This window comes from Saccharibacillus deserti (assembly GCF_013618475.1).
Classification (GTDB): Bacteria; Bacillota; Bacilli; order Paenibacillales; family Paenibacillaceae; genus Saccharibacillus; species Saccharibacillus deserti.
Map to the genome: position 1 here is coordinate 1,335,477 of NZ_JABJVN010000001.1, position 21,298 is coordinate 1,356,774.

Sequence of the window (21,298 nt, forward strand, 5' to 3'; positions counted from 1 at the left end):
TCCTCTCCCGATCTACCAATAGGGCAGCCCGTCTTCGATCAGACTTGTGCCCTGTGAGGCTGGATTATTTCGCGTTTGCGATCTGACGGTCCAAAGCCGTTTGGTACGCGGCTTTGATCTTTTCCACTTCATATTTGTCCAGCCCTTTGACGAAGTCTTCCCATTCCGTCATCGGGCGATCGCCGAAGATGAACTTGGTCGTCTCGGTTGTCCAATACTTCCAGATCTGATCGTTGGCCGGACCGATAGTCGCGCCTTCTTCGGCCGTCAGCATCGGAAGATCGCCCGCAACCGGCATCCGGTATTTCGGCGCTTCGATGTACGGCGGCTGTTCGCTTTCTTTGACCAGCGCCATCCAGGCGTCGAAGTCGAACCAACCGTAGGTGCCCGCCGTTTGAATCCCGGAGATGACCCGCAGATCGCTGGCTTCTTTGTAGTTTTCGTTGAATTTGCGTTTGCCGTCCACCAGGGTGTACGTCTCGCCTTCTTTGCCCCAGCTCTGAACGTCCCGGCCTTTCTCGGAGAAGATATAATCCAGATAGCGCAGCGAAGCATCCAGATTTTCCGTTGTCGAAGCTACGGCCAGACCGTAGATTTCCGCGCCGCCTTTGGGCAGATACCCTTTGGTTCCGGCTCCGAGCGGCGGAGGCATAAACTTGAGATTGCCTTCCGTAAGCTGATTGTTCATGATCTCGATTTGGCCGATGAACTGGACCGTGATAAACGATTTGTTGGTTGTCATGAACTGCGTCCAGGCTTTGTAATCCATAGTCAGCCAATCCGGAGGCATCAGCCCTTCATCCACAAACTTGTTCAGCATACCGACCATCTCTTTGGCGGCCGGGTCCTGCATCCCGAATTTCATTTGGGTCGGGTCTTCCGGATTCCGATGCAGCTCGGGATAGATTCCGAAGGAAGGACCGATGTAATTCAGCGTATTCAATCCGTGCCGAACGGCAAACGGATAACTGTCGGGATAAATTTCTTTGAGTTTCTTGGCCGTTTCGTACAGCTCGTCCCACGTCTTGGGTTCCTGCAGATTGTGTTTCTTGAAAATATCTTCCCGATAGAACCAGACAGCCTGATTGCCTTCGCCTGCCCCGTCATTAATGATACTGAGGATCTCGCCTGTCGGAGTCGTGACCCGCTCTTTCACATCCGGCTTGCTGTCGAGATACTTTTTGACATTCGGCATTTTGTCCATATGCTGCGACAAGTCGAGGAATGCTCCCTGCGGACCGAATTTCTGTACTTCTTCCGGGAAGACGGACATGATATCGGGCATGCTGCCGGACGATACGGCCAGCGCCAGCGATTCGGGGCCTGTAGCCAATACCTGCTCGACGGTAATGTTCGTTTCTTCTTTGACCCATTTCCAGACTCCCCAGTCTTCCTTGGCCGGCCATCCGGTGTTATTTTCCGTATAAATCTTGATCGTGGCCGCTTCCGGAAGATCGGAAGGGGCACTCGCCGTCGCGGCGGGTTCAGCGGAGCCTGCAGGTTTTGGTGTCGTTTCGGCGGCTTCTTTCGAGCAGGATACCGTCACCAGCGTCAGCAGCGTAACCGCAGCCCATGAAAATTTGGATCTCTTCATACCCATCCCACCTTTTTTCGTTTGTGGTCCTTTTGACAGCCTAATCATACGAATTCGAACGGGGGCCGTACATAAGCTGTTCTCGCCAAAACCTGTACTTTCTTCGAAAGATGAAATAAGTACCAGGTTTCTGTAAAACCGACAAGTTCGACGAACCCAAAAAAAACGATGGCGGACGGGAGTTTCCCGATTCTGCCATCGTTTCGGTTCATCCCGCATTGCCCGGAGGGGACATACGGCTTTTCCGATAATCGTTGGGCGTAAGCCCCGTGTGTTTCTTGAACATCCGGTTGAACGAAGTGATATTCCGATACCCTACCGCCTCCGCAATCTGCTGAATTTTCAGCGGACTTTCCACAAGCAGAACCGTCGCCTCGCGAATCCGCACTTCGTTGATATACTCGACCAGATTGGTCCCCGTCTTGTCTTTGAAGTAAGTCGACAGATAGCCGCTGCTGATATTGAGCTTGTCCGCCAGCGTATCGAGATAGATTTCGTCGGCCAAATGGGCATTCACATACTCCATGACAAAAGAAGTGATGCCGTCTTTGCGCTCCTTCTTCTCCCGAATCCGTTCGGACCCTTCTTTGATCCAGTGAAGCAGCAGCGCCTGGAGTTCGTTGACGGTCGTACACTCGCGGATCTGTTCGCTGCATCGCTCCGGCGTACCGCCGGCTCCTCCTTCGGCGGGCGCGGCCTGACGGATCCGTTCCGCCGCCCCCTCGGCAAAACGGACCCAGGCCGCCTCCGAAACCGTCTGCGTTTCCCATTTTGCAAAAAAACGCCCCAGCAAAAGAGCCAACTCTTCGAAGTTTCCTTCTTTCATATTTGCCTGGAACGCTTTTTCCTGCTCTTTGGTAAACGCACACACGACCGGATCGGCCGAAGAATCGTCCACAATCTCCGTTTCGTCGATCAGCCTGCGGTTTCCGATCCGTTCGTGCACCTGTTTGTAGGCTTCGGGCACCTGCTTGAAATGATCGAATCTCGAAGTCATGGCGATCGTGATGATACCGCTGTCGGAATCGTGATCGAAGACGGATTTCATGCCGGCCAGCATTTCTTTGAGCGCCTGCGTATCTTCGGTGAAGACGAGACTCAAGATCTGGTCATGCTCGATCTGGATGGTCAGCGCTTCTTCGAACGTCCGATTCAGCTTCACTTCGATAAAAGCTTTGATGTAATACAGCCACCCTTGAAAAGAACCGTGCATCGGGGACGCCTGCTTCTTCTCCCGGACATGAAATAGAAGAAAAACGAACGGCTGATCCGGAAATTCCAGCTTGGCCAGGTCGCTTTCCCGGCTGCGGATATCTTTGAGATAGTTGAAAAAGGCCCACTGCTTCAGCATATTGTCCTTGTTGTTGAACTGGCCGCTGATCATTTCGAATTCATGGATCTTGGAACGGAACGGTTTGCCTGCCTGGGCATTTCCCATCGAATGGATCAGCTGTTTGAGCGGATTATTGATACGGGCCGCCAGGAAGATCGAGATCAGTACACTCACGAGGATCACGATCACGATAACGGCGACCATGGTCACGTTCAGCCGCGACTGCGAGGTCATCTGCTCGACGGGCAGACGGTGGATATAGGTCATCTCGCTGCCCGCGCCCGTCGTATAGAAATGATATTTGTGATCCCGCACAAATCCGCTGTCGCCGTGCCGCTTCAACTGCTCCAACGGAAGAAAAGGATCGGCTGCCGAGCGTTCGAACATCGTTTCCCCCGCGGCGTTGTACATCATAAAGTCTTCATTAAGAGTCTGATCGAACGCTTTGTACATCTTGTCGGCATCCAAAAAGACCGCCATATAGAAATTCCGGTCGTTTTGGATCTTGAAGATGATCGGGATCGATTCGCCGCGGCTGCCTTTTCGGTCGCGAAAAGAAACGTTGGAAAAAGTCGCCGCCGGGAAAACCCGGTTCGTATACGATTCGTCAAACTGCTTGTTCCAGAACTCGAGAGGATAAGCTTCGCTTTTCATAAAAACGTTGAACAGGGTATCGGGCTGCGTGCTTGTGCCTTTTTCCAATATAAAACTTGGGGATTTGGAGTAAAAAACGATGTTGTCGATGTATAAATAAGGGTTCGTCACCCAGGATTGAATGTCTTTGATGACTTCGGCATAGTTGCTGTAGTCTGGTTCCCGCTGCAGACGCTGAACCGATTCGCTGAAATAAAAAAGAACCATTTGTTTTTTGATCATTTCCAAATGGTCCTCGTAATTTTCCATCGTGTTGTGCAGCATAAGCGTATTGTACTTGCCGATTTCTTGTCGAATATGGGTAATGGACGCCGATACGGCGTAATAGGTTAACGAAGCCAACAGCACGATAATACATAAAAACCCCGTAATCAGCTGCAGGAACAACGAATTCAATTTCAAGCGGATGAAGCGCTTCGGCTTAATCTTCCGCATCGTGCCCCACCCTCCCCGCTCTTCAATCTAGTCAGCTCCCTACTCATAGTAAGGAGCAGACGGCAGCCTGTCAAACCTTAATTTAAGCGTTTACATGAAGCTTGAACAGATCCACTTCCCCATGCAGCGGTTTCCCCGCGATAAACTGTTCCACTTCGCGCACCGTATAGCGGCCGATCCGAAGCAGCCCGTTGTTGGCCGCTCCGGCAATATGCGGAATCAGCGTCACATTCGGCAGAACGCGAAACGGATGGTCGATCTCGGGCGGCTCGGGATCCGTCACATCCAGACAGGCCCACAATCGGCCCTGCCTCAGCTCCGCGATCAGAGCCGCCTCGTCAATCAGCGACCCTCTGGCCGTATTGATCAGGATCGCATCGTCTTTCATCCGCTTCAGCGCCGATTCGCCCAGCATATGATACGTCTGGGGAAGGGAAGGCGCATGAATGGAGACAACGTCCGACTCGGCCAGCAGGCGCTCCAGCTCGACTTTCACGGCTCCCATTTCGTTGATTCGGGCTTCGGATACAAAAGGATCGTAGACCTGCACCTGCACATCGAACGCCTGCAGCAGCCGGATCAGATGTCCTCCGGACATACCCGACCCGATAATTCCGATCGTCATTCCGTACAGTTCTCTGACGAGCCCCCGATCTTTCTCCCATTCGCCGGCACGGGTGTTTCGGGCCAGCTGCCAGATATTTTTAAGCGATACGATAATGAGTCCAAGCGTCGTTTCCGCCACTCCCTGCGCAATCGCGTCGTTCGCACTGCAGACGCGGATTCCCCGCTCGGCCACGGCAAGGCTCAAGATCGGTTTGACGCTGCCCGCCGCATGGGCGATCAGCTGCAGGGAAGGGCAGCGATCCAGCATTTCCGCATCCAACGGAGGACAGGCCCAGGAAGTAATCACAATGTCGGCCCCTTCGATCAGTTCCGCCACCGCTTCGCGGCTCGGAACTCCCGGAACGGGGTTGATCCGCAGCCGGCCCAATTCGCGCAGCCGTTCCAACCGCTCCTGATCGAACATCCGCTCGGTGTAATCGAGCCCTTGAATCATGGCAATATTCGGCGTCTTCATGTTATCGTCTCCCGACTCTGATAAGTTCTTACTCGTTCGCCAGCCACCGATCGAGGAAAGCGTAAGCCAACCTCCGGATGTCTTCCGGGAAATCATGTGCTCCCGTTCCGATGTAAGATTGGAAGCTTTCTTCTTCGCCCAGCCAGCCGTAAAGCTTTTTCAACTCCAGGTAACCGCCGCCGATCGCCTCCCAATGAGGAAAAATCTTGTCGTTTTGACCCGAGTAGCCAAAAAAAGGAGTCGGTGCGCTGAGCGCGATAATCTCATGAAAATCGAACGGGACTTCTCCCCGCTTCAGATCGGCGGAGAGGTTGGGAATATGGGTATAAGGATAGCTGCGGTAAGACCAATGTTCGGGATTCCGGTCTCCGGTGAACGGACTGAATCCGCAGCTGGCTATGACCGCCCGGACCCGATTATCCATCCCGGCCAGGAAATACGCGTTATAAGCGCCGAAGGAATGCCCGATCGCTCCGATCGCTTCCGGGTTCACATCCTTCAGGGAACTTAATACATCGATTGCTTGTCTATGGTCCGCGATATTCTTAGCCACGGTGGACCAGTGCAGATACCGCTCGTCGAACGGTCCGCTGTCGAACGCCGCTTTGCCCGGATAAATCCGTTCGCCGGCGGTCAGGGCATCGGGGGCAAGCACCACATAACCGCGCTGCGCCAGTTCGACGGCATACCTGCGATTGGGCCTTCCCGATGCCAGCGCGATATCGTCTTTGCCCTGCCCGATCGTCGGATGCAGAGCCAGTACGGCGGGATACCCTCCTCCGGGCAGGTGCTTGAACTTGGGTTCATGCGGAACCAGGAGATAGGCGGTCACTTCGTCCGCATACACCGTATCATACCGGATCCCGTAGCGGGTATAGCCGGTATGCTCGCTTCGGGAATAACTGTCGGTGCGCACGGGCACACCTGCGGGAAGTCCGCCGATATACGTCAGCCAGGTTGTCCGAATCCCGGCCAGCTTGTCCTTCCACTGTTCCAGGCTTTCGATGCCTGCCAGCAGAGGCGGAATACCCGATCGGTTCAGCTGCTCCAAACGGTAAGCCATTGCCGCCGCCTCCTTCTATTCCCGCAGCCACTGCGCCAGATTCGCCCCGACAAACCCGTCGTCGTTAAGCTGCGGGTAATCCCGGTATACCCGGTCGATTTCTTCGGCCTGCCCCGGCGACAACTGCTCATGCGGATTCAAGCACCAGGTGCCCGCCATCAGCCCCTGTCTGCGCAGCACTTCGTGAATACCCGGAATACAGCCTGCGAAATGGTGCGCCGGATCGAAGAATGCGGCATTCGCATCCGTCACTTCGATATTTCGCGTCAGCGCTTCTTCGGCGAATCCTTCTTCGCCCCGCCGGCTTTTGATTTCTTCCAGCAGCTCGACAGCCCGCTTCGTCCATACCGCCCAGTGGCCAAGCAGCCCGCCGACGATCCTTTTTTCCACACGGGTTCCATCGGTCATGAATCGGTAGGTTGTCAGCAGATCCGCTACGATATTGTCGTCGTTGCCCGTATACAAAGCGATCTGGTCTCTTCGCGCCGAAGCGCAGACCGCCCGCACCACTTCAAGAGTCTGATAACGGTTAAACGGAGCGATCTTGATCGCGACCACATTCGGAATATCGGCGAACGCTTTCCAGAAATCGTAAGTCAGGATTCTTCCGCCTACCGACGGCTGCATGTAGAATCCGATCACCGGAATCACTTCCGCCACGAGCCGCGTGCGCTTCAGCAGTTCGTCTTCGCTCCACTCCGCCAAACCGCCCATACTCAGCAGTCCGGCCTCGTAGCCGAGCGCGGTGGCCGTCTGCGCTTCGTCTAGAGCCTGGTCGGTCGGCCCGCATATTCCGGCTGCTTTGAGAAACGGCCGGCTCAGTTCCGCACGTGCCACTTCTTCCGCTGCCAAGCGCAGGACCGGTTCGTACAAACCGATAGACGGGTCCCGGATTTCGAACTGCGTGGAGTGTACGCCTACCGCAATTCCTCCCGCACCGGAAGCGATATAATAGCGGGTCAGCGCACGCTGATGGCGTTCATCCAGCCTACGCCGTTCGTCCAGAGCCAGCGGATGCGCCGGAATGACAAGACCGTCATGCAGCGCTCTGCCCATTTCGGGCGACAGGGGCTTGTAACCCATCTAATAGTTCCCCTTTCTCTCCTGAAAATGCGTCGGTTTGTTCCAGGTTTTTCCCCCGTTCAACGCCCAATCGGCCGTCCAATCGATCATCTGCAGGAGGGACACCTGCGGGTAGCCGAACAGCTGATGCGACTTGGAAGCGTTGCTGAGCAGCGCGGTATCCGACTCCGTGCCTTCGAAGACCGGTTGTCGATCCAGCCGCCTGCCGATCTCTTCGGCGGCCCAGCGGATCGACATCGTCTCCGGACCGGTGATGTTGACGATATTCGGCGGGCAGCTGCAGACACTCAAACATCTCAAAGCCATCTCGTTGGCGTCTCCCTGCCAGATCACATTCGCATGTCCGGTCGTGAGGGAAATAGGCTGTCCGCTTTGTACGGATCGGGCCAATTCCAGCAGCACCCCATAGCGCATATCGATCGCATAATTCAGCCGATAGATCACCATTGGAATCCCGTATTCATGGGAAAAGTGTTCGAAAATGCGTTCGCGTCCCAGACAGGATTGGGCATATTCCCCTGTCGGCGCGGGAACGATCAATTCCGTCACGCCGCCGAGTCCAACCGAAGTAAACGGATACACGTTGCCGGACGAGAATACGACGATCCGCGAGTTTTTGAACTTCTCCGCGACTCGTCCGGGTAGATACGCGTTCATAGCCCAGGTAAAATGTTCGTTGCCGGTCGTTCCGAATTTGTTGCCGGCCATATAAAGGACGTTTCCCACTTCGGGCAGACTTTGCAGCTCCTTGTCGTTCAGCAGATCGCAGACCAGAGTCTCGACTCCGGCCTCTTCCAGTTCGCGCCTTGCGGCTTCGTTGGAGAAGCGGGAGACGCCGATGACCCGTTTTCGGATGCCCGCCGCGCGGATCGCCTGAACAGCCAGCCTGGCCAGACTTGGCCCCATCTTGCCGCCCACGCCCAGCAGCATCAGATCGCCATCCAGTGCCGCCAGCTCGGCAATCAGCTTGTCCGAAGGCTGCGCCAATTTCATTTCCAATTCCGCAATCGTATCCATATCTGTCTCTCCTTTGCCGGGCCGAGTGCCGGATGATTAGATCCAGTATAGCCGCTGCTTTTCATTAAAGACAGGACTTTAAATAGTCTTTAAATTGCAGCAAAAAAGGGAGGTCCCCTTCTTAACGGGCCTCCCCTGTATCCAATCAATTGACCGATCTTCCCGCCAACAGAACCAGCCGATAAATCTGCCGGGGTCTTCCTTTGGGTACTTTCTCCATGCCGGCAATTTCCACCAGGCCGCTCTCCATCCACTGCAGCAGCAGCCTGTGCATACTCCGGACAGTGATATCGAGGATATCCGCCAATTCATGCACGGTGTAGTCGGTAACGCCGGTTCGGGCGAAACGGTTCATCAATCGACTCAGATACGCGGATGTCATGCCGGCTTCTTCGGCTGTCCGGATCAGTTCCGGATCGGTCAGCGCCGCAGCCTGCTCCACGGGAGCCGCCATTTCGAGCGGTCCGATAATGGAGTGGTCTTCCCGCAGAATAAAGCAGGCATTGCCTCCGGCTTCTTTGGATCTGCGCAGAGCGCTTCGGGCCAGCGTGCCCGCTTCGTTGGCCGAACGTCCGAAGCCGACTCCCATACTCAAAGTCAGACCCAGACGTTTATTGGCGCTGCGGGCCAGCGGAATCGACTTGTAGCCGCCGGTTTCCCGTTCGAAGATCCCCCGTGTCGTAAAAAACAAATATTCGTCGCTGCCTATAGGCGTCAGGCAGCCGTCCAGCGATTCCACGTAATCGAGCAGGGTCCGGTGGATCTCCAGCTTCAACTTCTGGATTTCGTGTTCGGATGAACGCTGCTGGACGGATTTTCCGAAATTATCGACATTCACCATGCCCACCACGATCTGCGCTTCTTTGCTTTTTCTCGTCTCGGTCGACAGCAGCGCCCGTTCCAGCGCTACCGTAATATTGGAATCGGTCGGAACCACCCATTCGTTGGGAATTCCGAGTTCCGTCAAAGCCCGCGAGACGCACTCTTCCGCCGTCAGCGCCGCCTGGCTGCCGCCTTCTTCATACTGCTGCCGATGAAACCGGATCAGCTCTTCGCTTGGCGTATAAGAAGGTCCGTCGAAATACACGGCCGTCACCAGAGTCTCTTCGATTTCTTTGAACGCATTCTCGACCATGGACCTGCTCAGCGTATCGATCGTCAATCGAAAAGAAGACTCCAGTCCCTGTTTGTTTTTCAATCGGTACAACGCCCGAAACAGCCCGGTATCCGTAAGCGGCACGTAATGCACGGGGATGCTCAGCCGTGTCTCCTGTCTGACTCTGCCATAAGGCATCGGTCCCGACAGAAGCAGCACTTCCGCTTCGGCTGCCGTCTCTTCCGCCAGACGCGGCACTTCTTCTTCGGTGCAGCCCCGCGCGATCGGGTCGAAAGAAGGGAAGTTGCGAATCACTTTGACCATTTTTTGAACCAGTGCCTCCGGGCCGATCAGTCCGATCGGAATCCCTTTGGCCGGCGTACTGCTGGAGTTGGACATCACGAGACTCCTTTCGGGCTGGATAGGTCGCCGGCATGCAGCCTGCGGCGGTTCAGGCGAAACGGCTGCCGGGAACTTCAGCCTTCGACGATATCCGCGTGCAAATCGGTGGCAACCGCAATCATCCGGTTAACGGCTCCTTCGTCCGGCGGCGCCACATACAAATCCCCCGCATACAGCCGGAAAGGAATAAGCTTGTCGCCCTGCTGCCACATAAAAAAGTCGCCTTCGATCGACATGCGGCTCTCGGGTCCGTTCACCGTCAGCGTATCGGAATACGCAAAGTCGGATTGGGAAGCAAAATAATCCCGGCACTCTTCGAGAGAAAGCGCAGGATGCGGCTGGTCGGACTGCATGGATCTTGTGATACGAAAACGCTGATTCATAACGATGATCCTCCATTGTTTGAAATGGTCACACTTAGTTCTTTTTGATTTTACCATACAGCAAACCGTCTATTGCGAGCACCAGAACCGCTGCGGCTGCAATTTGAAGAAAAAGGACGGGTTTGGGCGAATCCGGCGATCCATCTTCCTCTTCACAGCCCGAACCTGTCTTGAATCATCCGGGCGGTTTGCTCGGCGTCTAACCCCATATTGTATCACCGGATACCCACCCTTCACCTTGAGGCACTAAAAACAACTGATCGATTGCTGCCGGATGCGAACTTACGATTCCGCTGCGTTCATCTGAACTAGAATCCATCTTGAGCTTAATCCTTCCGACGGTTTTTGTAATCTTCTTTGATTTCGTCTTCAGGATCCCAAATTGACCAAGCCCCTTCCAACAGATTCCCTTCCGGATCTCGAAAATAAAAAGACTTGGCTTCACCTTTACCAAACGTATGCAGCTCTTCTACCGCAACTCCTTGGTCTTTCAAATTCTTATGGGTAAACTCGATGTTCGGACAATGGATAGCCATGATCGGAAAAGGCTTTCCGTTTCTTGTGATCTCAAGCGGCTGCTTGTCTTCGGTTTCAATCAGTAGCAGTGCAATGGAGTGCTTATGCGGGTGGTGCAGCACAGCCATAAAGGAACCCCGATCCTGGAATTTATTAATCAGTTTGAAGTCCAGATTTCTCGTATACCAATCGATGGACTGCTCAATCTCCGTTGTCGGTACATAAACATATCCAATTCGAGTAAACGCAAATTCAGGATTCATGAGTGTCACTTCCCTTTCTGTTTTTTAGAATTTCTTTTATTTCATGCGTCGTTTCCGTAATGAATATCTCCACCTGGGCTGCTGTAAAATAGCGGTTGGAGATATGCGGCTCATTATTCGGATTATCCAACCACTGCAGCTTGAGATCCCGGTACTGCCTAACTTCCTCTGCCGTCACAAAAGGCCGGATCGCATACCCCTCCGCTTGTGCCAGCCTCCTTTTTATTTCCGATGCCTGGTTTAATGATCTTTGAAGTTCAAACTCAAGTTGACTAGCTTCCCCGTGATAAACGTCTCGGATCCGGTCACCGGTATAAGCTTTTTCAAAATCGGAATATAACGTTTCGGTCCAGCGCAGATCCGTATAGATATGAGTAAAATAACCCACCACAAAGTCGCTCCACTCGGGTTCCGGCTCCAGCAGGAGATACTCTTCAAACTTTTCAAATATGCGTTCTTTCTCGGGCAATCTGCCTTCGCGTACAAGATGGGTAGAACCTTTCTCTTCCCGGGTCACGTTCCCTCTACTGTGAACGGCATCCGGTGCGATACTTCCCAATAATAAATGAGGGGTGGGATTTCCCGAATACAACTGCTGCGATACTGCAAAGTGAACCATGGGCCACGGCATGTTTAGTCCTCCTGTTAGGGCTGCCAATTCTAATTGATCGACTTACAGGTCTTTTTCAACTTCGCTTGATACTTTTAGCATCTGTGCTTTGGTTTGGCTCAGGCGTTTCTCGGCACCGTGCGGATTCAAAGGTTCCCGAGAATGCTTTTGCAGCTGTTAACAGATCTTCGCATGTTTTCGCCAGGATCCATTCTTTCAGTCCATCATCTGTGCTTTACTTAAGTTCTCTAAAAAAATTAACTTTCCGTGGGCTGCGGCTCTCCCAGGAAATCTTCAAACGCAGATACGATCTTCTCGACATCCAGGGGTTTTTTCGAGATCACATCGATATCGTTGGGTTGGATTGACGTACAGCCCTTGTTCTCCTTTTTCACTGCCAATCGTATTAATCCCATACCCGGTCTAATTGATCTGAATAAAAAACTAATGCTTTCCTATAACTTTGTATGCCTTCATCCTTACTTGTTTCGGCTAATTGCTTTAATAATATCGACATTGCATCACTGAATGCTTTCTGATTGTAGAGAACCATAGCATAAAAAATTTGATATTCTCTGCAGTCCGGAAATTCTCTAATCGCTTCTTCAAATATTGATTTGGCTTCATCGTACATTCCTAACGTTCTATATGTACTTCCGAGACCCAACAAAGCCCCTTTTTTTTCCTTTTCTTTCAACCCAAGTTCCAAAGACTTCTTATAATAAGGAACTGCCTCCCTTTCAAGGCCTAGAACATCATGAGTCCAAGCGCATTGATACCATACAGAAGGGTTGGATGGCTGCAAGTCTATTAATTCCAGCAACAATGTTCTTGCTTCTTCAGATTCCCCTGATTCTCTTAATTGAATTGCAGCTTCTAATGGATTCACGTTTATCATTCCTTTTATGCCAATTTATCATCAATCTCCGCTTTCACACCTAATAGCTGCAGTTTCATGGCTCCGATCTCACCGATGTTTCGATATATCCTTGAATCTATATCCAACTGAAGACATTCAGCGGTTCATGTAACACTTGTTCCTCGTATTCCATATCTCCCGGCACATATCGGGGATCCGAGTAAGCTTTGTATTTATCCAGGAATTCTTGATCATCGATATGTCTGGTAAATCGTGATGTTCGCCTCGATAGAAATGAGATTCGTCTTTGGCGATTACCGCATCCGGAACCCATAATCACAATCCCCTCTATTCCTGACTTAGCGTGGACCCGGTCAACATCGCACGCTCGTTATGTTTTCAATGAACAAACTGTAACTGATTGGAGTTTTTCTTTTTTGCCGCCAACCGGATTTCCTGGTCTTTCTTTTCATTTTCGACAGCGGATAGAGCCATAATCGCAATCTCAGTATCTTGGAATAGAGGTTTCCAATCCGGCTGTTGAGCTCTTACCGCCTCTCCTTCGAAACGCATCGCGATACGCACCAACTTATCCGGACTGCCATAAGTATTGTCAGAAAACACTACAAACCCAGGATACTTGTTTATCAGTTCAGAGGCCGCTTCTTCTATAATCAGACGGCCTGCTTGAGTTTCCGGAAAAGGTTTGGTTTGGCTGCATGCGGTAGTGAACAGGAATAAGAGCAGCGTAAGCGGCACCATGCTTTTTGGCTTCATTACTTATGGCCTTCTCCAACTTTTCAATGAATTTAGCTTGTAGCAGACCAATGACAATCACTCCTACATATTCGAATTGGGCTTGTCGGGATTTGGGTAGAACTTGGCAGCCATTGTCTGTAGAACATTTTCAAAATAGCGATAGATTTCCTCTGCCTTTTCCAGAAACTCTACTATACGCACATCGCTATCCAAGTAACACGTGTACAGATAGTCAACCAAATCGGGATCAATCCCAGAGTGGTTGATTATAGCGTTCTTCATCTTCCTAATGTCATCTTCCCAGATCCCCGTATCTTCCAAAATCAAAGAGTATAAGGCACGAAGCAATCTTTTGGAATACCCTTTTATATATCTGGTTTGCAGGGCCGGGTCATCCGCTTCGCCAAGTAAACGATGCAGACGATCCACTTCTTCCGGAGTCTCCGTATTCAAGTCTAAAATGAACGCGGGAGAAATAAGGATCGGGGGTGCTTTTTCACCCATGTCCTCACCTTCTACACAAACGCAGACGATCTTAATCCAAAAGCCCCACTCATTCGGTTTGCTGAATACATCGTCAATCGAGCAAATGATCGTATCAATCTTGGTGAGGAATGGATATTCTTCCAACAGCCTTTCTTTGATAGAAGATAATTTGGCGTAATCGATATCCTCCGGATTTGCACATAAAAGAGTGAAGTCCGCATCCGACTGAAACGGTTTAGCCGTTCCTTTTGGGATGGAGCCGCACATATACATGCTATGAACCTTGTCTTTGAATTCGTTGCGGACTTGGTCGATATATTTCGCAACAAACTCTTTATATTCGCTTTGAATATTCATGTGAGTTATGACTTTTTCCAATATCATAGGAATCTCTCCTATTCCTCGAATTCGCTCTCAAAATCCGATCTTAGTATTGAATACATTCTTTGATCTAAATATTCCCCTTTTATCTTTAATTGCTTTCTAAGCACGCCTTCCATGACCAACCCCAGCTTCTCCATCACTCGATAAGACCCCAGGTTGTTCACGTTACACTGGGCTTCGATACGGTTTAGCCCGAGTTCTGAAAAACCATATTTCACAATTTGGCTGGTTGCCTCTGTTATAATCCCTTGATTCCAGTAGTCTTTTGAAAGAACGTAGCCAAGCTCCGCCTTGTTATGGATCGGATCGATCCTGTCCTCCCAATCAGTTGGCCACTTGATTTATAGACGATCCCCCAGTGAAATCCTTCGTGTCTTTTATATTTATCCAGTACTTTTTGAATATACTTGATCGAGTCTTCTTTGGAAGCATGCCTTTCCCATGTCGTTTGCGAAGTTACGATTGGATCGGAGGCAATCCGGTAATAATCCTCGGCATCCATCATCGAAAACTTTCTCAGTAATAATCGATTCGTTTCGAACGTCGGAGATTCGCCAAATAATTGTTCGATTCCCATGAGTCCTCACCCTTATCCCTGATTACCATGCTTTCGTCTAATGTTCCTGTATTCACGGCGTGTCCCGATCAATAAACCCCAGAAATTGATGTCTAATGTCTTCCGTACAAAAACCGCAGCAGGTTAGCAGCAAACGGCTCATGGAGATCCCCATCCTTCCTTAAGAGTTTTGTAACCGGTATGGTTTAAACGTTTCCCCATTTTCTTGCAAGCCATTTGTCCATCTGCTTTTTAACTTCTTTTCCCACGGATCGACGCCTGCCAGACTAAGAAAAAATGTACGCTGCATGGGTATTAGATTGTCTAATGTAACACGTCTTCTTGAATTAGCTGATAAACGTTTGCATGGTTTTTCCGTTTTCTATCCGCTCTTCAAATTGACCTTTCGTGTATTCATTGATCACTCTTTTCCAAAATATCCGTGTTCCTGGATTACTCTCAATTTGATGCACTTCCCACGGCCCTTGATGTCGGTCGTTTCCTTTTTTAAAATAATCATCCAAAGGGTAAGGACTGTACTTCCTATTCTCTTCTACATCAAAGTTGAGGAATTCCGAAAAATCATAAATATAAGATAGTAAAATTCATTTCGTAATCCTCCGCTTTAATTCTTACCGCATGTTATTTCCGATAACTTTCCTGTATTCACTATTTGGCAAATGCCGGATCAAGGGCGTATGCCCGCAGCGTGAATATGATGTTATCAGATGGGGCAGCCCTTTTTGAGTTGCGAAATCAATCAGTTTCTTATCTTTTCATATTTTTGTAACCAGTCCTTCCCGCTTGTCCATTGAATATTCGGCTTTTTCCCTTTTAAAATGTCTTCCCCTGCTTTAGCCATTATCCATTCCTTCAGTCCATCATTAGGACTTTGCTTAAGCTCTTTAAATAAAATTCAAATCCTTTATCTCCAGTATTTATTATCTCTTCGTAAAGCTTTCTATTTGCATTTATATAGTCACTGGGATTACTTGAAAATGAAGTGTCTTTGTTCGATGTAATAATATCTAAATTTTCATTGATGCTCTGTTCAACTTCTGTTATTTCCGTTTTATTATCACTTTTATCTGGTATTTTTTTTGATTGACATGCTGTAGCAGATAGCATACAAGCAGCTGTAATAAAACAAATCAATATCATTCTTTTCATGAATTCGCCTCATTCTATTTTGTGTTTTAATTATCTTGTATTCACGACCCGACGCATGTCGGGTTTCCGGCGAATGCCGGACCCAGGACGAATGTCCACAGCGTGAATATAGGGTTATCTGAAGGATCCTTTTCGAGTTGTCATACAATCTCTTATTTATTCAACTCTGATTTCAGCCTTAAAAAAATTCTCTCTTGGTATCGGTTCTCCAGCCATCCTTCTTAACATTGATAATTGTCCGACATGCGTCATAACGTCTGATAAAGGCCCTTGTATAAGTTGTTCAATAATTCTTTCTCTTTGAGGTATCCCTATTGTTTCAATTAATTCATCCAGTTTGGAAAGTTCCTTAAAGAATGTATTAACTTCGTCATCCCAGGTACTTATTTGTACGACCATTTGTATTCGATCATCAAATACGGTTTGAGCATATCTAATGACATCCGACATGTGTTTCAAAATCTCTATAGGTGTTCTGACTCCACTTCCTATATCAAAATTGTAATAATTTATTGGTGTATTCAAAATCGCTTTTGAACTCCGATATTTAAGCGTCGATATATAGTGTCTTAAAAAATAAACTTCATTCATTTTTTTCATCCTTTGCTCTGTTACTTCTAAAGGTTTACCGATCTTTCAGGTAACGTTCCTGTATTCACGACCCAGCGCATGCTGGGTGTCCGGCGAATGCCGGACCAAAGGCGTATGCCCGCAGCCTGAATATTATGTTTTAAGATGTCAGCTCCTTCTTCGAGACACATATACATTTCACGTCTCGTGCAACTAAACATACTTCTGGAGTTTGATATTACATTCTGACGTAGTCGCAGTAACGTATTCGATATAGTTTACAGACCCGTTAAAGTTCAAATAGGCTTCATAACGCATACGGATTGCAGGCAAAGTAATCATATCTAGCACATTTTCTTTTGGAACCCACCTGCAATCGCTTGTTTCTTCAGACGTAGATAACTCACCACCTAAAGATTTGCATGCGAAGTCAAACATTACTTTTGTTGGGACATCAGTCACACCGTCGTACCATTTATGTATCGCTGTGTTTGACACAACACTAATTAAATGGCTAACAGTAGCATCTATTCCACTTTCCTCTTTGATTTCACGAATTACGCCATCAATCAAGTTCTCGCCAACTTCAATTATCCCGCCAGGATAAACCCAACCATCGTCATGAGCTTTGACTAACAGGATGTTTCCCTTCTCGTCTTCAACAATTCCGCCGGCCGATACAATGTGTGTTGGAAATGCCATTTACACAACCTCCTATTTAGATAAAATGGGTTTCCTATGGTACTTATCCTTTTTTGTTGCTTGAAAGTAGATGCTTGTAGGTTTTGAGTTTTTGCGCTGATTTCTTATGACGTTTCTCGCATTCACGAACTCCCATAGGGAGTTGTCGCAGCATCCACTTCTTCGAACCCACGTCTGCGACCGAAGGGGCAGCCCGACGCGTGAATGCGGTGTTATATGAAGGGGAAGCCTTCTCCGAACTACTCTAGCCCGTTTTTGGAATTTCAATCGTTTGAGTTATTACTTTATGTAGTCCTTCTAGTCCATTAATCTCAATACACTCTTGATCTTCCGTATATTTCAGATTGTGTTCTCGATAATATTTTCTCCAAAAATACACAGCCGGTTTGTTCGCTTCAAGCTGACTAATACTAATTTTTCCTTTAAACTGGCCTAATACTTTAGCTACACCTTTAGATGCAATGTTCAGGCCTCTATACTTTCTTAGTAAAAACAACTCTTGTATAGTATAATCAACTCCTCCAGCAACAAACGGAGGAGAACAGACTAATATAAATCCAACTGTCTTTTCCTCATACTTGATGAAAAATGGATACAATTCATCCCTCTCAAGATATAGATAAGTATTTGTTGGATCAAATTGTCCATTTTCTTGAGGATCTTCACCTGTATATTGCGATAAATCATACAAATAAAGATTATATAGATTTAAAAATTTATCCTTTTGATCTTTACTAATTCTTCCTATCTCCACGTCCATTGGATATCTCCTTATTTATCTTTTTGCTTCCCTTTCATTTAATGCTCCTGCATTTACGAGCCGACGCATGTCGGGTGTCCGGCGATTGCCGGACCAAGGGCGCATGCCCGCAGCGTGAATATGATGTTATGTGATGTACCGGGCTCCTTAAATCGACTTACAAATCGCTTCTGTATGTACTTATCTGCTTTTCTAATGTCTTTCTTACGTCTTCATAGGTTCTAATCACTTCATCCAAGTCGTTCTTTAATTCTTTATGTTCTTCCCAATAGGCTTGATCAATCTGGAGTACGGAACAAAATAAATCTCCGATATATAAATCTCCTGATGTAAATGGATTCTGTATTAGTCGCTCTAGGGCTAATGGCAAAAGCCAATCTAGATTCATTTGTTGCCCGATCAAAATCCTTAAATCTTCATTGTTCCATTCACAAAGAGGTTTCTTCCTTAATTGATGGACTTGGATCACTAATGAGGAAGCAAAATTCGGTTCATCCCAACATTCACCTTCAAGCTCTTCAAGGGTTTGGGTTAGATCGACTTGCTGCATGGTTTCACCCTCTTAAATAAATGGTTTCCGGTATGTCACATAACGTTCCTGTATTGACGACTCGACGTATGTCGAGTATCCGGCGAATGCCGGATCAAGGACGAATGTCCGCAGCGTGAATATTATGTTAAGTGAAGTTCCATTCTTCTTTGAACCGCTTACTCAATTTCTTGAAATCTCTTTCTTATGAACGAAGCAGTTTAAGTTCTTTAAGGTCTACATTGAATTCCCCTTCGATCAGTACATCTAGTCCCAAAAGTCCATGAATATTGTGATATTTGAATGAAGTGAAATCTATGTATATATCTTTTAAAATGAAATCTCCTACTTGAATACCGTCGATACGCTTACTGAAGGCATGCTCTTTGCCTCCAATTCCATAACTAGTGATGATCTCATCTTCGATTCCAACTTGAATTCCAATCTCATCTACTTCATCTTGTGAAATCAAACTATGACTGGCTCCGGTATCAATCACAATGTTCGATATGATTTTCTTCTGCTTATTAAAATGGACCGTTATTTCTGTAAATAACAGTCCATCTCTATATTCAATGTTCATTTAAAGATTTCTCCTTAACCCTATGTTTTTTCGTACCTTCACAACAACTTGATCTTTAGAAGTATGATAAACCAAGGTCTTATCACGACTATTCAATAACTCTCGGGTTGCTTCTTCATCACTGACAGGACCGATCACAGCCACATCATCAATGATTTCCTGATTGTCTGTTTCTTCCGAATGAAGCACTTCGAACTTCACAAATTGATTGGGGAAAATCTGTTGAACTTCTTGCCATTTCATTATTATCCCTCCTGTCTTTGGATGGTTATATTATACCATTCTGCAAGTCTACAACTCTCACTGGAATTTCACTTAACGTTCCTGTATTCACGACTCGACGCATATCGGGTGTCCGGCGTATGCCGGGCCAAGGACGTATGCCCGCAGCGTGAATATGATGTTATGTGATATCGACGGCTTCTTTGAGTAGCTAGATGCCTAGAACTGAAATATATTCGTAGGTTTCCAATTGTTCTTTAATCCATATTTGAAATTCTTTAGCTATTTCCCTTACTTTCAAAATATTATTATTAAAATCTTGTTGAAATTCTTGTTCAGTATCGGCAAAGATGAAATATACATTCATTTTTAGTTGATCAATTGTTACATCTTCATCAATAAAATTGATTAACATATCTAATCTATCAAGGATTTTAAACCAAGTTTCTCGACCGATTTTATTAAACGCATAATGATCATATTCAGGAAATTCATTATCAATTGATTTTTCTATAAAACCAAATACTTCTTCAGTAAAGAAAATCGATTTTTCACTCCAACATTCTCCAAAATATTTTCCGGGTAAGACTTCGATGTAACAGCTTCCTTCTAGCTCTTCCTTTGATCTTATAATCTTCATTGACTTCCCTTTCACCATTCTAGTCGATTTCATATAACGTTCCTGTATTCACGAACCCTCACCACCCTAAGGGAACGAAGCGACCGACCGCGACGCGGTTGGGTGGTGCAGGGTTGTCGCCTGAGTCCGCTTCCATGCTACTGAATTAGCACCGTAGTGAATAATCTTCAAATGCTTCTGGCGACCAAGGGACAGCTAGCTGGACCGCCGCGTGCATGCTTTGTTATCTGATGGAATTCCTCCGCTTCTTCGAATTGAGACAGGACGTCGGCCCGCAAAATATTTTTTATAATAATTGAACTAACGTCTCCGCTAATTCAATCTACGTTAACCTTTAAATCACTTTTATTTTATAACAACCGTTTTTTTAATCTCTCTAAATTTTCTTCTAGAAATATAGCATTTTTTTCAATGCCCCGACGATTACACCATCCAATACTAATAAAGGCATCAGTAAAACTGTAGAAAGGCAAAACATTTTCTAAATCAATTAATGGTCTGATACTGTTATAACCTTCTTGAAATGCATTATACAAGCTAACATCAACACTTAGAAAATCACGATACACTTTAGTGAAGTCGATTTCTGTTGAACCAAACTTTACACTTTCAAAATCTATTATTCCTGAAACTTCTTCATTATCAACAATTATATTTGCAGGACGAAAATCCATATGTACGAAGCTTGGTCCATCTGGGGGCGGTAGCTGTTTCTTCATCTTTTCATATTTTTCAATGGCTTTTATATATAACCGTTCATCTAATATGTCCTTTACATCTTCAGCAACACTATAAAACTGACGTTCAATAAAATTAGACCAATTCGGAAATTCATTTTGTATACCTGTTAATACTTGATTATCTGGAGGACGAGTAGAATGCATTTCAGCATGAAGAACTCCAACTTGGTATGCAACTGTTGGTGTAGCCTTAGATGTTAATGGTTTTCCTTTTAATTCAGACAATAAAAAAGCACCAGGACACTCCTCATCACCTGACCAATAATCCAACATTACAGGGATGGAAACATTTCCTTTTAAAATTTCATAGGATTCTAACTCTCGCTGATACTTCAATTTTGAAAAAGGAATTTTCAAAAAAACATTTGCACTATTGGATAAAGTACATTTATAAACTGTTGAACTATGGGAGTCTTCAACCTCATTAATTGATACCACCTGTAATCCTAACTGTTGAATGACACGATTTAACATCAAACTTTCCCCCTTTTAATAAAATTCAAACTCTCATTTATTCCATCAAGCAACAGGACGTTGCGATTGAAATACTTACAAGTCTTTGGAGGAATTCTTTCTAATAACGTTCCTGTGTTCACGACCCGGCAATGCCGGGTATCCGACGCATGTCGGATCAAGGACGAATGTCCGCAGCGTGAATATTATGTTATAGGATGTCAGCAGCTTCTTCGAATTACTTACATGAAGTTGTTTACAAATTGAAATTGACTTTGATTTGCTTTGCAACTTCTTCGGCACTCAAATACGTGTTATTAATCCTTAAATAGTTTTCTTTTTGAATTTCTTCTGA

22 protein-coding genes and 1 pseudogene are annotated in these 21,298 nt (G+C 47.2%); all 23 read right to left on the bottom strand.

Annotated elements, in window-relative coordinates; translation table 11 throughout:
- Positions 1–64: 64 nt before the first annotated feature.
- The 23 genes and pseudogenes from HOP44_RS06005 to HOP44_RS06115 all read right to left on the bottom strand — a co-directional run bounded on the left by HOP44_RS06005 (position 65) and on the right by HOP44_RS06115 (position 20,964).
- Positions 65–1,594 (bottom strand): extracellular solute-binding protein, encoded by a 1,530-nt coding sequence (locus HOP44_RS06005; RefSeq protein WP_172251396.1) that lies wholly within the window; start codon positions 1,592–1,594, stop codon positions 65–67.
- 208 nt (positions 1,595–1,802) lie between these two features.
- Positions 1,803–4,016, bottom strand: coding sequence for a helix-turn-helix domain-containing protein (locus tag HOP44_RS06010; RefSeq protein ID WP_172251398.1), 2,214 nt, complete (start codon positions 4,014–4,016; stop codon positions 1,803–1,805).
- 82 nt (positions 4,017–4,098) lie between these two features.
- A complete protein-coding gene (locus HOP44_RS06015; RefSeq protein WP_172251400.1) occupies positions 4,099–5,097 on the bottom strand; it encodes a hydroxyacid dehydrogenase in 999 nt (332 codons plus the stop codon).
- A gap of 28 nt (positions 5,098–5,125) precedes the next feature.
- Positions 5,126–6,160, bottom strand: coding sequence for an alpha/beta fold hydrolase (locus HOP44_RS06020; protein WP_172251402.1), 1,035 nt, complete (start codon positions 6,158–6,160; stop codon positions 5,126–5,128).
- A 15-nt stretch (positions 6,161–6,175) separates the two neighbouring features.
- Positions 6,176–7,243 carry a dihydrodipicolinate synthase family protein gene (locus tag HOP44_RS06025; protein ID WP_172251404.1) on the bottom strand — a complete coding sequence of 356 codons (1,068 nt, stop codon included), beginning with the start codon at positions 7,241–7,243 and terminating at the stop codon, positions 6,176–6,178.
- Positions 7,244–8,260: an NAD-dependent epimerase/dehydratase family protein gene (locus HOP44_RS06030; RefSeq protein WP_172251406.1), complete on the bottom strand. Its 1,017-nt coding sequence runs from the start codon at positions 8,258–8,260 to the stop codon at positions 7,244–7,246.
- A gap of 145 nt (positions 8,261–8,405) precedes the next feature.
- On the bottom strand, positions 8,406–9,755 hold the full coding sequence (locus tag HOP44_RS06035) for a GGDEF domain-containing protein (protein ID WP_172251408.1): 1,350 nt from the start codon (positions 9,753–9,755) through the stop codon (positions 8,406–8,408).
- A gap of 77 nt (positions 9,756–9,832) precedes the next feature.
- The gene (locus HOP44_RS06040) at positions 9,833–10,141 is read right to left on the bottom strand and encodes a hypothetical protein (protein ID WP_172251410.1); all 309 of its coding nucleotides are present in this window, start codon (positions 10,139–10,141) and stop codon (positions 9,833–9,835) included.
- Positions 10,142–10,467: 326 nt separating this feature from the next.
- Complete coding sequence (locus HOP44_RS06045) at positions 10,468–10,920, bottom strand: VOC family protein (protein ID WP_172251412.1); 453 nt, start codon at positions 10,918–10,920, stop codon at positions 10,468–10,470.
- Positions 10,910–11,551, bottom strand: coding sequence for a hypothetical protein (locus tag HOP44_RS06050; RefSeq protein ID WP_172251414.1), 642 nt, complete (start codon positions 11,549–11,551; stop codon positions 10,910–10,912). The genes HOP44_RS06045 and HOP44_RS06050 overlap by 11 nt, the downstream gene beginning before the upstream one ends.
- Before the next feature lie 385 nt (positions 11,552–11,936).
- A complete protein-coding gene (locus tag HOP44_RS06055; RefSeq protein WP_172251416.1) occupies positions 11,937–12,419 on the bottom strand; it encodes a tetratricopeptide repeat protein in 483 nt (160 codons plus the stop codon).
- 369 nt (positions 12,420–12,788) lie between these two features.
- Positions 12,789–13,166 (bottom strand): hypothetical protein, encoded by a 378-nt coding sequence (locus tag HOP44_RS06060; RefSeq protein WP_172251418.1) that lies wholly within the window; start codon positions 13,164–13,166, stop codon positions 12,789–12,791.
- 63 nt (positions 13,167–13,229) lie between these two features.
- Complete coding sequence (locus HOP44_RS06065) at positions 13,230–14,018, bottom strand: nucleotidyltransferase (protein ID WP_172251420.1); 789 nt, start codon at positions 14,016–14,018, stop codon at positions 13,230–13,232.
- 11 nt (positions 14,019–14,029) lie between these two features.
- Positions 14,030–14,595, bottom strand: a pseudogene (locus tag HOP44_RS23245) (GNAT family N-acetyltransferase).
- Positions 14,596–15,447: 852 nt separating this feature from the next.
- On the bottom strand, positions 15,448–15,744 hold the full coding sequence (locus HOP44_RS06075; protein WP_172251422.1) for a hypothetical protein: 297 nt from the start codon (positions 15,742–15,744) through the stop codon (positions 15,448–15,450).
- Between the two features lie 156 nt (positions 15,745–15,900).
- Positions 15,901–16,335 (bottom strand): hypothetical protein, encoded by a 435-nt coding sequence (locus HOP44_RS06080; protein ID WP_172251424.1) that lies wholly within the window; start codon positions 16,333–16,335, stop codon positions 15,901–15,903.
- A 192-nt stretch (positions 16,336–16,527) separates the two neighbouring features.
- Complete coding sequence (locus tag HOP44_RS06085) at positions 16,528–17,016, bottom strand: NUDIX hydrolase (protein WP_172251426.1); 489 nt, start codon at positions 17,014–17,016, stop codon at positions 16,528–16,530.
- 244 nt (positions 17,017–17,260) lie between these two features.
- Positions 17,261–17,776, bottom strand: coding sequence for a GNAT family N-acetyltransferase (locus tag HOP44_RS06090; protein WP_172251427.1), 516 nt, complete (start codon positions 17,774–17,776; stop codon positions 17,261–17,263).
- 157 nt (positions 17,777–17,933) lie between these two features.
- Positions 17,934–18,326: a contact-dependent growth inhibition system immunity protein gene (locus HOP44_RS06095; protein ID WP_172251428.1), complete on the bottom strand. Its 393-nt coding sequence runs from the start codon at positions 18,324–18,326 to the stop codon at positions 17,934–17,936.
- A gap of 184 nt (positions 18,327–18,510) precedes the next feature.
- Positions 18,511–18,888, bottom strand: a complete 378-nt coding sequence (locus HOP44_RS06100) for a retropepsin-like aspartic protease (RefSeq protein WP_172251429.1) — start codon at positions 18,886–18,888, stop codon at positions 18,511–18,513.
- Positions 18,889–19,131, bottom strand: coding sequence for a hypothetical protein (locus HOP44_RS06105; protein ID WP_172251430.1), 243 nt, complete (start codon positions 19,129–19,131; stop codon positions 18,889–18,891).
- Positions 19,132–19,321: 190 nt separating this feature from the next.
- Entirely contained in the window at positions 19,322–19,783 is a 462-nt protein-coding gene (locus HOP44_RS06110) for a hypothetical protein (RefSeq protein WP_172251431.1), read from the bottom strand.
- A 317-nt stretch (positions 19,784–20,100) separates the two neighbouring features.
- Positions 20,101–20,964, bottom strand: a complete 864-nt coding sequence (locus tag HOP44_RS06115) for an aminoglycoside phosphotransferase family protein (protein ID WP_172251432.1) — start codon at positions 20,962–20,964, stop codon at positions 20,101–20,103.
- Positions 20,965–21,298: the final 334 nt, after the last annotated feature.